Below are 11,538 nucleotides of genomic sequence, written 5' to 3'. Positions count from 1 at the left end.
GTTGGATGGGGGACGTGTCGAACCCTGGCGCCCCGGAGGGCGCGGTCGTACGGATGACCGGTGTCGACGTCGTCCGCGGGCAGGACCACCTGCTGCGCGGCGTCGACTGGAGCGTCGAGGCCGACCACCGGTGGGTGGTGCTCGGGCCCAACGGGGCGGGGAAGACGACGCTGCTGCAGCTGGCCGCGGCGCTGATGCACCCGACCCGCGGCGAGGTCCGGCTGCTGGGGGAGACCCTGGGCGCGGTCGACGTCTTCGAGCTGCGCCCGCGGATCGGCCTCACCAGTGCGTCGCTGGCCCAGCGCATCAGCGGCGCCGAGCGCACCGGCGACGTCGTCGTCTCGGCGGGCTACGCCGTCGTGGGACGGTGGCGGGAGCGGTACGACGTCCACGACCTCACCCGCGCCGGGCTGCTCATGCAGCAGTGGGGCGTCGCGCAGTACGCGCACCGCCCCTTCGGCACGCTGAGCGAGGGCGAGCGCAAGCGCACCCAGATCGCCCGGGCGCTCATGCCGGACCCGGAGCTGCTGCTGCTCGACGAACCCGGTGCGGGACTGGACCTCGCCGGGCGGGAGGACCTCGTCGGCCGGCTCACCGACCTCGCCAAGTACCACTACGCGCCGGCGCAGGTGCTGGTCACCCACCACGTCGAGGAGATCCCGCCCGGGTACACCCACGCCCTGCTGCTGCGCGACGGCGAGGTGGTGGCCGCCGGCGCCGCCGACGACGTGCTCACCGCCGCGACGCTCTCGGACACCTTCGGGCTCCCGCTGTCGCTCGCCCGCACCGACGGCCGGTTCACCGCCCGCCGCGCGACCTGACAGGCCCCGTCCAGGGGCGGGGTGGACGGGGTCCCTTCTAGGGTGCTTTCGACGACGTCGTCCGCACCTGGAGGTACCGCACATGGCCGAGCCCGAGTTCGTGACGCTGCAGGTCGAGAACGGAGTCGGCACCATCCGCCTCGATCGGCCGAAGATGAACGCGATCGACGAGCAGCTGCACCTGGAGGTGCGTGCCGCGGCGGTCGAGGCCGGCGAGCGGACCGACGTGCGCGCCGTGGTGATCTACGGCGGCGAGCGGGTGTTCGCCGCCGGCGCCGACATCAAGGCGATGTCGCAGCTCGACGCCGCCGGCATGACCGCCTGGGGCAAGGAGCTGCAGGACTCGTTCCGGGCCGTGGCCGGCATCCCGAAGCCGGTCGTCGCCGCGGTCACCGGCTACGCCCTCGGCGGCGGTTACGAGCTGGCGCTGTGCGCCGACTTCCGGGTGCTCGGCGCGTCGGCGAAGGTCGGCCAGCCGGAGATCCTGCTCGGTGTGATCCCGGGGGCCGGCGGGAGCCAGCGGCTGGCCCGCCTGGTCGGCCCGGCCCGGGCGAAGGACCTGGTCTTCACCGGCCGGCACGTCGGTGCCGAGGAGGCGCTGGACATGGGGCTGGCCGACGCCGTGGTCCCCGACGCCGAGGTGTACGAGACGGCTGTGGCCATGGCGCGCAAGCTCGCCGCCGGCCCGCCGCTGGCGCTGGCCGCGGCCAAGCGGGCGATCGACGAGGGGCTCGACCTCCCGCTCGACGAGGGCCTGGACCTGGAGAGCCGGCTGTTCGCCGAGCTGTTCGACACCGAGGACCAGGCCGCCGGCATGCGATCGTTCCTGGAGAGCGGCCCGGGCAAGGCGACCTTCACCGGGCGATGAGCGCCGACCGGTCCGTCGTCGACCGGTCCGATCCCGCAGGCCGGGCCTGGGTCGACCGGGCCGTCGCCGCGGTCGAGGCCGACGCCCGGCGCAGCGCCGACACCCACCTGCTGGTCTACCCGCTGCCGCCGGAGTGGGGCGTCGACCTCTACCTCAAGGACGAGTCCACGCACCCCACCGGCAGCCTCAAGCACCGGCTGGCGCGGTCGCTGTTCCTCTACGGGCTGTGCTCCGGGCAGATCACCGAGGGCAGCACGGTCGTCGAGGCATCGAGCGGATCGACGGCGGTCAGCGAGGCGTACTTCGCGCGGATGCTCGGCCTGCCGTTCGTCGTCGTCATGCCCCGGTCCACCAGCCCGGAGAAGATCGCGCTCATCGAGTTCCACGGCGGGCGCTGCCACTTCGTCGACCGTCCGCCGGACATGTACGAGGAGGCCCGGCGGCTGGCCGCCGAGTGCGGTGGCCACTACCTCGACCAGTTCACCTACGCCGAGCGGGCCACCGACTGGCGGGGCAACAACAACATCGCCGAGTCGATCTTCGAGCAGCTCGCCGCCGAGCGGCACCCGGTCCCCGAATGGGTCGTCGTGGGCGCCGGCACGGGAGGCACGAGCGCCACCATCGGCCGGTACATCCGCTACCGCCGCCACCCCACCCGGCTGGCCGTCGTCGACCCGGAGAACTCCGCCTTCCTGCCCGGTTACGCGGCCGGTGACCCCGGGTGGACCACCGGGACCCCGTCGCGGATCGAGGGCATCGGCCGGCCACGGGTCGAGCCCTCGTTCGTGCCGACGATCGTCGACCGGATGATCGGCGTGCCGGACGCCGCCTCGCTGGCGGCCATGCGGCACCTGGAGCGGATGACCGGGCGCCGGGCGGGCGGGTCCACGGGCACCAACCTGTGGGGGGCCTTCGGGTTGGTCGCCGAGATGGTGGCGGCCGGCCGCCGGGGCAGCGTGGTCACCCTGCTGTGCGACGGCGGCGAGCGGTACGCGCACACCTACTACTCCGACGACTGGGTGGCCGCGCAGGGCCTGGACCTCGGGCCGCACACCGGGACCCTCCGGCGCTTCGCCGCGACGGGGGAGTGGGCGGTGTCACCGGGCGCGTCGGCGTGATGTGCCTCACCGGCCCCTCGTCCCGCGTCGGCGTTACCGCCCAGTAGCCTCCATGATCGGAGCCAGGCGGGCCCGCGTGCCCGCATCCTGAACGCGTCCTGAGGAAGGTTCAGCGCGATGAACATCGTCGTTCTTGTCAAGCAGGTCCCGGACTCGGGAAGTGAGCGCAAGCTGGACCCGGCCGACAACACCGTCGCCCGTGCGTCCGCCGACAACGTCATCAACGAGATGGACGAGTACGCCATCGAGGAGGCGCTCACCATCAAGGAGGCGCAGGGCGGTGAGGTCACCGTGCTGACCGTCGGCCCCGACTCCGCCACCGACGCCATCCGCAAGGCGCTGTCCATGGGCGCCGACAAGGCCGTGCACGTCGTCGACGACGCCATCCACGGCTCGTGCGCGGTGCAGACCTCGGCGGTCATCGCCGCGGCGCTGGGCCAGCTGGAGTACGACCTCGTGCTCTGCGGCGCGGAGGCCACCGACGCGCAGCTGTCGGTCATGCCCGCCCTGCTCGCCGAGCGTCTCGGCCTCCCGCAGCTGTCCGGGGCCCGCAAGGTCACCATCGAGGGCGGCACCGCGAAGGTGGAGCGGCAGACCGACGGCGGCTTCTGGGCGCTGGAGGCCCCGCTCCCGGCGATCATCTCGACCTGGGACACCATCAACGAGCCGCGCTACCCCTCGTTCAAGGGGATCATGGCCGCGAAGAAGAAGCCGGTGGAGACCAAGTCGCTGGCCGACCTCGGCGTCGACGCCGGCAGCGTGGGCCTGGCCAGCGCCACCAGCAAGGTGCTCGACTTCGCCGGCCGCCCGCCGAAGGGCGAGGGCGTCAAGGTGACCGACGAGGGCGACGGCGCGCAGAAGTTCGTCGACTTCCTCGCCAGCCAGAAGATCGTCTGAGCCCGGTCCGGATCGAAGGAAGAGAGACAGAATCGTGGCAGAGAGCAATGAGATTCTCGTCCTGGCCGAGCTCAACCCGGCCGGCGGCGGCGTCCGCAAGACCACCCTGGAGGCCCTGACCGCGGCCCGCGCGCTCGGTGAGCCCTCGGCCGTCGTCCTCGGTGCCCCCGGCACCGCCGCCGGTGTCCGCGACCAGCTCGCGGAGTACGGCGCGGCCACGGTGTACGTCGCCGAGTCCGCCGACATCGACGACTACCTGGTGGCCCCCAAGGCCGAGGTGCTGGCGCAGCTGGTGAGCGAGAAGTCGCCCGCCGCCGTCGTCATCCCGTCCTCCCCGGAGGGCAAGGAGATCGCCGCTCGCCTGGCCATCAAGACCGGCAGCGGCTTCCTGACCGACGTCACCGAGATCGCCGCCGACGGCACCGCCACCCAGGTGGCGTTCGCCGGGGCGACGATCGTGCACTCGCAGGTGACGGTCGGCACCCCGATCTACACGCTGCGGGGCAACTCGGTCGCCCCCGAGGCCGCCCCGGCCGCGGGCGCCGAGCAGCCCGTGTCGGTGTCGGTGAGCGACTCGGCCAAGCAGGTCCGGGTCGTCGAGCGCGTCGTGGAGCAGAAGAGCAACCGCCCCGAGCTCACCGAGGCCTCGATCGTGGTCTCCGGTGGTCGCGGTGTCGCGAGCGCCGAGAACTTCTCGGTCATCGAGGGCCTGGCCGACTCCCTCGGCGCGGCCGTCGGCGCCTCGCGGGCTGCGGTCGACTCCGGCTTCTACCCGCACAGCTTCCAGGTCGGGCAGACCGGCAAGACCGTCTCGCCGCAGCTCTACGTGGCCGTCGGCATCTCCGGCGCGATCCAGCACCGCGCCGGCATGCAGACCTCGAAGACCATCGTGGCCATCAACAAGGACCCCGAGGCCCCGATCTTCGAGCTGGCCGACTTCGGTGTCGTCGGCGACCTGAACACGGTCGTGCCGGCCGCCACCGAGCAGATCAACGCCCGGAAGTAAGAGCGCAGCACGGCACCGTCGAGCGCCGATCCCTCCGGGGGTCGGCGCTCGACGCGGCTCAGGCCCCGGGGCCGGGGCGGTGCTCCACCCAGGTGAGCACGGCGCGCACCCGCCGGTCGGTGTCGGGCGACTCGTGCAGCCCGAGCTTGGCGAAGACCGACGCCACGTGCTTGCTCACCGCGGACTCCGAGACGTGCAGGGACGCGGCGATCGCGCCGTTGGTGCGCCCCTCCGCCATGCCCCGCAGGACGTCGACCTCCCGCTGGGAGAGGTCCCGCACCGGTGAGCCGGCGGCCCGCCGGCCCGCGGCCAGGAGGGCGTCGACCACCTGCGGGTCCACCACGGAGCCGCCCGTGTGCACCGCCTCCAGCGCCCGGATCAGCTCCTCCCGGTCGCCGACCCGGTCCTTGAGCAGGTAGGCCAGGCCACCGGTGCCCTGCGCGAACAGCGCGGACGCGTAGGAGGCGTCCGCGTGCTGGGAGAGCACGACCACTCCCACGTCCGGGTGCTCGGCGCGCAGCTGCAGCGCGGCGGTGATCCCGTCGGTGGTGAAGGTCGGGGGCATGCGGATGTCGGTCAGCACGACGTCGGGTCGCAGGTCGCGGACCCGCAGCAGCAGTGCCGGCGCGCTTGCGGCCGTGCCGACCGTCGTGACCTCGTCGCCCTCGTCGAGCAGCCGCCGCATGCCTTCCCGGACCAGGTAGTTGTCGTCGGCGAGGACCAGCCGGAGGCTCACCGCGGCGTCCCGGGGCCGGGGAAGGTCGCACGGACGACGGTGCCCGTGCCGGGGCCGCCGGTCACCGAGAAGGTGCCGCGCAGCGACTCGACCCGGTCCTGCAGGCCGCGCAACCCGCCGCCGGCCGACGTGCCGGCTCCCGGGCCCGGGCCGTCGTCGGCGACGGCGACCTCCAGCCGGTCGTCGGCTCCGGTGATCCGGACGGCGATCCGGCTGCACGGTGCGTGCTTGAGCGCGTTCGTGACGGCCTCGGTGACGACGAAGTACGCGGCCGCCTCCACCGCGGCAGGCCGTCGTGCGACGGCGTCCGCGTCGGTGCACAGCTGCACCGGAGCCGGCAGCGAGCTCAGCCGGCTCTCGATCGCCGGCACCAGCCCGGCGTCCTGGAGCACCGGTGGACGGATGCCCCGGACGAGCTCCCGCAGCTCCGTCATGGCCCCGCGCACCCGCTCGCCGACCTCACCGACCGTGGCCCCGGCCACCTCGGGGTTGCGCTCCACGTGCCGGGCGGCCAGCGCCGTGAGCGACAGCGCCGCGACCAGCTGCTGCTGCACCCCGTCGTGCAGGTCGCGCTCCAGGGCGCGCCGGGCGGCGTCCTCCGCGGTGACCAGCCGCTCCCGCGACTCGACCAGCCGGGCCTCCAGGCCCCGTACCCGCCGGGTGATGCCGACGAGCAGGGCCACGGGGAAGAGCGCCAGCGCCAGCAGGAACACCGGCACGAACACCACCTCCGGCGGGATCGGCGCGCCGGTGACCTCGACGACGACGATCAGCACCAGCAGGGCCGACAGCAGGCCGATGCTGCGCAGTGCCCAGCTCAGCTCGTGGCGCCGTTGCGTGCTGCCGTAGCGCCACCGCAGGAGCAGCAGCGCCACCCCCAGCAGCACCCAGGCCGGTTCGGTGGCGCGGACGACGGCCCCGGCGGCACCGAGGGGGTCCAGGCCGGCCACGGCGAGCGGGTTCTCCCGAGCGGGGGAGTCGGCATCGACCGCGAGCGTCGGCGAGCCCACGAGTTCGAGGACCGGCGCTGCGACGGCGAGGGCGGCCAGCGCCCGGGCGAGCCGGACGTGCCACACCGAGTCGGCGACGCCGTCGGGGAGCCGGGACAGGGTCAGCACGATCGCGGCCACCGCGCCCAGGAAGGTGATCCAGCCGGCCGTGCGCCACAGGGCGAAGCCGACCGGGCCGCCGGCCGCCTCGCGGGCGAGGGACTCGGCGCCGGTGCTCGCGGCCAGCAGCACGCCCGCGGCCAGCAGCGAGCGTGCGGCGGGGTTGCGCGGGGTCAGGCAGACCGCGGCGAGGCCGGACGCCACCCAGGTGACGAGGACGCCACCGATGAGGAGGCCGACGCCGGGCACCGGCCCACTGTGGCAGCCGGCACGGCCTGCCGGGAGGGTGCCGGCTGCCGGAGGGACCTGCAGCCGGCTGCAGCTGACCGGGCAGCCGGCTCCAGTGTCGGGGCCGGTCCCGGCGCCGACGATCGGCGCACCGATCCGCACGGCCCCGGAGGACTCCGCCATGAAGCGTTCGCCATCGCCCGTCCTGCTCCTGCTCGGGGGCGCTTCCTGGACCGCCGGTCAGGCCGTGCTCCCCGACATGGGGACGGACTGGGGACCGCGGCTGGCCGCGGTCGCCGCGGCCCGCCCGGCGCAGTCGCTCTCGGCCGGGCTGTTCGTCGTCGCCGGTGGGCTGCTCGTGACCGCCGCGGTCGTGACCGCGCGCCGGCCGCTGCCCGGCCGGGGGGCCGGGACCGTCCGCACCGGCACGGTCCTGCTGGCCCTGGGCGGGATCTGGCTCGCTGCGGGGCGGGGGGCGTTCAACCTGCAGATGTACCGGTTGAGCGATCCCTCCGTCCCGGCGGCGCCGGCGGCCGACGTGCTGGCGGCCGACGTCGGCCCGGGCTTCGTCCCGCTGGTCCTCGCGCTGCCCGCCCTGCTGGTGGCGCCCGTGGTGCTGGCGGTCGGTGCCTGGCGGAGCGGGGCCGCCGGCCGGCTGCCGGCGCTCGCGCTGGCCACCTGGGTGCTCGGCATCGGCGGGTTCATGGCCAGCGAGTTCACCGTCAAGGCCGGTGAGGTGGCGGGCCTCCTCGTGGCCTCGACCGCCCTGGGGCTGGTCGCCGTCGCCGTCTCGCGCGCGGCGGCACCGGGTGCCGGGGCGGCCGTCACCCCGCTCGCCGCTCCTGGGCAGGTCCCCGCCGGCCAGGTGTGAGCACCGCCGTCGCCGGCTCCGGGAAGCCGGAGCCGGCGACGGCGGTTGGCGAGGGCGTGGACACCAGTGAGGCGCCGTCGGTCTTCGACCGGGCCCACCGGCTGACCACCGCAGGGCTGCTGATGCTGGTCACCTTCGTGGCCTTCGAGTCGATGGCCGTCGCGACGGCGATGCCCACCGCGGTCGCCGAGCTCGACGGGCTGGCCTGGTACGCGTGGCCGTTCAGCGCCTACCTCGTCGCCTCGGTCGTCGGCATGGTGGTGGGCGGCGACGTGGGCGACCGCCGCGGGCCCCGGGCGGCGCTGCTCGGCGGCGTCGCGATCTTCGCCACCGGGCTGCTCGCCGCCGGCGTGGCCGGATCGATGGCGGTGCTCGTCGCAGCGCGCGCGGTGCAGGGCATCGGTGGCGGCATCATCGCCGTTTCGCTCTACGTCGTCGCCGGGCAGGCCTACGAGGCGCGCCTGCGGCCCCGCCTGTTCGGTGCGATCTCGGCGGCCTGGGTGCTGCCGGCACTGATCGGCCCGGTCGTCGCCGGTCTGCTCACCACCCACCTGACCTGGCGGCTGGTCTTCCTCGGCCTGCTGCCGCTGATCGCGCTCGGGCTGGCGCTGGTGCTGCCCGCGGTGCGCGGGCTGGCGGTCCCCGGGCCGGACGCGGTCGCCGCGCCGGCCCGGCGCTGGTGGGCGCTGCTGGCGGGGGCAGGCATCGTCGCGCTGCAGTACGCCGGCCAGCGGCTTGATCTCCTGGCGGCCGGGCTGGCCGTCGCCGGGCTCGCCGCGCTCGCGCTCGGTCTCCGCGCGCTGCTGCCGGCGGGGACCGCGACCGCGCGCCCCGGGCTGCCGGCCGTCGTGGGTGCCCGCGGGCTGCTCGCCGGCGCGTTCTTCGGCATGGACGCGCTGCTGCCGCTGGCGCTGACCGAGCTGCACGGCTACCCCGCGGCCGCCGCCGGGGTGCCCCTCACCGCGGGAGCGCTCGGCTGGGCGACGGCCTCCCAGCTGCAGGGCCGCCGGCCGGACTGGAGCCGCACGGTGGTGCTCCGCGCCGGCTTCCTGCTGCTGGCCGCCGGGCTGGCCGGCACCGCGCTGATCACGCTGCCCGGGATCGGCGGCTGGCCGGCCTATCTCACCTGGGCGGTCGCCGGCCTCGGCATGGGGCTGGGCATGCCGAGCCTCGGTGTGCTGCTGCTCGACCAGTCGCCCGAGCACCGGCGCGGCGCGGACTCGGCGGCCTTCCAGATCGCCGACGTCACCGGCTCGGCGCTGCTCGTCGGTGTCGTCGGCGTGCTGGTCGCCGCCTCCGTCACCGGTGCGCTGCCCCTGTCGGCGGCGGTGCTGGCCGGGGTGGCGGTGCTCACGCTGGTCGCGGTGGGCGGCGCGGTGGTCGCTCCCCGGGCGGGCGCCCGTCCGGCGCTGACCGGGGACCCCTCGGTCCGCGCGGCTACGCTGAGCGCGTCATGACCTACTCGGAGCCGGTCTACCTCGACCACGCGGCGACCACGCCGATGCTGCCCCAGGTGCTGGCCGCGACGACCGAGCAGCTGGGCCGGGTGGGCAACGCCTCGTCGTTGCACGCCAGCGGCCGGGCCGCCCGCCGGGCGGCCGAGCAGGCCCGCGAGCGGCTGGCCGAGGCGCTGGGCGCCCGGCCGTCGGAGGTGCTGTTCACCGGCGGCGGCACCGAGAGCGACAACCTCGCGGTCAAGGGGCTCTTCTGGGCCCGGCGCGAGGCCGACTCCCGCCGTCGCCGGATCGTGGTCAGCCCCGCCGAGCACCACGCGGTGCTCGACAGCGTCGAGTGGCTGGCCAAGCACGAGGGCGCCGAGGTCACCTGGCTGCACGTGGAGCCCTCCGGGCGCGTGACGCCAGTCTCGCTGGCCGACGCGCTGGGCGACGGCACCGACGTCGCCGTGGCCAGCGTGATGTGGGCCAACAACGAGATCGGCACCGTCAACGACGTCGCCGCGCTGGCGGCCACCGCCCACGACGTCGGGGTGCCGCTGCACACCGACGCCGTGCAGGCGGTGGGTCACGTGCTGGTCGACTTCGGCGCCACCGGGGTGGACGCGCTGACCATGACCGGGCACAAGCTCGGTGGCCCGATGGGCGCCGGCGTCCTGCTGCTGCGCCGGGACGCCGAGTGCACCCCCCTGATGCACGGCGGCGGGCAGGAGCGCGACGTCCGCTCGGGCACGCTGGACGTGGCCGCGATCGTGGGGCTGGCCGTGGCGGCCACCGCGGCCGTCGCGGGCCGGGTGGAGCGTGCCGCGGAGCTGTCGCGCCTGCGCGACCGGCTGGTCGCCGGCGTCGTCGGCCAGGTGCCCGACGTACGGCTCAACGGTGCGCCGCTGGACGACGTGGTGCGGTCGGGGCCCGGCCGGCTGCCCGGCAACGCGCACCTGTCCTTCCCGGGGGCGGAGGGCGACGCGCTGCTGATGCTGCTCGACGCCCGGGGCATCGAGTGCTCGACGGGGTCGGCGTGCAGCGCCGGGGTGGCCCGGCCCAGCCACGTGCTGCTCGCCGTGGGCGCCGATCCCGACCGCGCCCGCAGCTCACTGCGGTTCAGCCTCGGGCACACCAGCACCGACGCCGACGTCGACGCCCTGCTCGACGTGATCGGTCCGGTGGTGGAACGGGCGCGCCGGGCCGGGGGACGGCGATGAGGGGCTGGACATGAGGCTGCTCGCCGCCATGAGCGGGGGAGTGGACTCCGCCGTCGCCGCGGCCCTCGCGGTCGACGCCGGGCACGACGTCACCGGCGTGCACCTGGCGCTGTCACCGGACCGGCAGACCCTGCGCAGCGGTGCCCGGGGCTGCTGCAGCGTGGAGGACGCCCACGACGCCCGCCGGGTCGCCGACGAGCTCGGCATCCCGTTCTACGTCTGGGACCTCGCCGACCGCTTCCGCGAGGACGTCGTCGACGACTTCGTGGCCGAGTACGCCGCCGGGCGCACCCCGAACCCGTGCCTGCGCTGCAACGAGAAGATCAAGTTCACCGCGGTGCTGGACCGGGCCCGGGCTCTCGGGTTCGACGCGGTGGTCACCGGGCACCACGCCCGGTTGGCCGACGGTGAGCTGCGCCGGTCGGTGGACGCGGCCAAGGACCAGTCCTACGTGCTGGGTGTGCTGACCCCCGAGCAGCTCGCCGCGGCGATGTTCCCGCTCGGTGGGATGACCAAGGACCGCGTCCGCGAGATCGCCGCCGGGCGCGGCTTCGCCGTCGCCACCAAGGCCGACTCGCACGACATCTGCTTCATCCCCGATGGCGACACCCGCGGCTTCCTGGCCCGGAAGCTGGGCAGCCGGCCCGGCCCGGTGGTCGATGCGGCCACCGGCGAGACCGTGGGGGAGCACGAGGGCACCTACGGCTTCACGGTCGGCCAGCGCCGCGGGCTCGGGGTGAGCGTCGGCGACCAGCAGCCCCGCTACGTGCTCGGCATCGAGCCGGTGACGCGCACGGTGACCATCGGCACCGCCGACCTCGCGGGAGTCGGCGAGATCTCCACCGCGGCCGCCACCTGGACCGCGGCGGTTCCCGAGCTGCCGTTCCGGGCGCAGGTCCAGCTCCGCGCACACGGGGCGGCGGTGCCTTGCATGGTGACCGCCTCGGGCGGCGGCGGCCTGGTGATCAGGCTCGACGAAGCACAGCGCGGGATCGCCGCGGGACAGTCGGCGGTGCTCTACGCGCCCGACCCGGAGCAGGGTGACCTGGTGCTCGGCCAGGCGACCGTCGAAACGACGCGTGAACGGGAAGAAGCGGTCCGTCCCTGAGTATTGGTTTCGTCCCTCCCGGGGGCTAGCTTTCTTCGCGAGCGGCTTCCCGTGCCCGCCCTCCGGAGCGGGCCGGTGACCAGGCTCCCTCGTCCGTCGGAACCGCCCTGGGGCGGTCGG

At 75.0% G+C, this 11,538-nt stretch carries 11 protein-coding genes; 9 read left to right on the top strand and 2 right to left on the bottom strand.

The features are described 5' to 3' along the window. The first annotated feature begins 53 nt into the window (after positions 1-53). The 5 genes from BLASA_RS17690 to BLASA_RS17670 all read left to right on the top strand — a co-directional run bounded on the left by BLASA_RS17690 (position 54) and on the right by BLASA_RS17670 (position 4,710). Complete coding sequence (locus BLASA_RS17690) at positions 54-821, top strand: ABC transporter ATP-binding protein (RefSeq protein ID WP_231839487.1); 768 nt, start codon at positions 54-56, stop codon at positions 819-821. A gap of 82 nt (positions 822-903) precedes the next feature. Further along, on the top strand, positions 904-1,689 hold the full coding sequence (locus tag BLASA_RS17685) for an enoyl-CoA hydratase/isomerase family protein (protein ID WP_014377583.1): 786 nt from the start codon (positions 904-906) through the stop codon (positions 1,687-1,689). Beyond that, positions 1,686-2,807 (top strand): PLP-dependent cysteine synthase family protein, encoded by a 1,122-nt coding sequence (locus BLASA_RS17680; RefSeq protein WP_014377582.1) that lies wholly within the window; start codon positions 1,686-1,688, stop codon positions 2,805-2,807. The genes BLASA_RS17685 and BLASA_RS17680 overlap by 4 nt, the downstream gene beginning before the upstream one ends. Before the next feature lie 117 nt (positions 2,808-2,924). Further along, positions 2,925-3,704, top strand: a complete 780-nt coding sequence (locus tag BLASA_RS17675) for an electron transfer flavoprotein subunit beta/FixA family protein (RefSeq protein ID WP_014377581.1) — start codon at positions 2,925-2,927, stop codon at positions 3,702-3,704. A 34-nt stretch (positions 3,705-3,738) separates the two neighbouring features. Next, entirely contained in the window at positions 3,739-4,710 is a 972-nt protein-coding gene (locus BLASA_RS17670; RefSeq protein WP_014377580.1) for an electron transfer flavoprotein subunit alpha/FixB family protein, read from the top strand. A gap of 58 nt (positions 4,711-4,768) precedes the next feature. On the opposite strand, the gene BLASA_RS17665 is transcribed toward BLASA_RS17670, so the two are convergent. After that, entirely contained in the window at positions 4,769-5,446 is a 678-nt protein-coding gene (locus tag BLASA_RS17665; protein ID WP_014377579.1) for a response regulator transcription factor, read from the bottom strand. Continuing rightward, a complete protein-coding gene (locus BLASA_RS23645) occupies positions 5,443-6,804 on the bottom strand; it encodes a sensor histidine kinase (protein ID WP_014377578.1) in 1,362 nt (453 codons plus the stop codon). The genes BLASA_RS17665 and BLASA_RS23645 overlap by 4 nt, the downstream gene beginning before the upstream one ends. A gap of 160 nt (positions 6,805-6,964) precedes the next feature. Here BLASA_RS23645 and BLASA_RS17655 point away from each other — a divergent pair, with 160 nt between their 5' ends. The 4 genes from BLASA_RS17655 to mnmA are packed head-to-tail and all read left to right on the top strand — an operon-like array spanning position 6,965 to position 11,418. Further along, positions 6,965-7,654: a hypothetical protein gene (locus tag BLASA_RS17655; RefSeq protein WP_014377577.1), complete on the top strand. Its 690-nt coding sequence runs from the start codon at positions 6,965-6,967 to the stop codon at positions 7,652-7,654. Further along, positions 7,651-9,111 (top strand): MFS transporter, encoded by a 1,461-nt coding sequence (locus BLASA_RS17650; protein WP_014377576.1) that lies wholly within the window; start codon positions 7,651-7,653, stop codon positions 9,109-9,111. The genes BLASA_RS17655 and BLASA_RS17650 overlap by 4 nt, the downstream gene beginning before the upstream one ends. Further along, complete coding sequence (locus BLASA_RS17645; RefSeq protein WP_014377575.1) at positions 9,108-10,310, top strand: cysteine desulfurase family protein; 1,203 nt, start codon at positions 9,108-9,110, stop codon at positions 10,308-10,310. Before BLASA_RS17650 ends, BLASA_RS17645 begins: the two co-directional genes overlap by 4 nt. Before the next feature lie 10 nt (positions 10,311-10,320). After that, complete coding sequence (mnmA, locus tag BLASA_RS17640; RefSeq protein ID WP_014377574.1) at positions 10,321-11,418, top strand: tRNA 2-thiouridine(34) synthase MnmA; 1,098 nt, start codon at positions 10,321-10,323, stop codon at positions 11,416-11,418. Positions 11,419-11,538: the final 120 nt, after the last annotated feature.

Source organism: Blastococcus saxobsidens DD2, from assembly GCF_000284015.1.
GTDB classification, from domain to species: Bacteria; Actinomycetota; Actinomycetes; order Mycobacteriales; family Geodermatophilaceae; genus Blastococcus; species Blastococcus saxobsidens_A.
The sequence above is the reverse complement of the archived record's forward strand: the minus strand, read 5'-3'. Positions and strand labels throughout refer to the sequence as shown.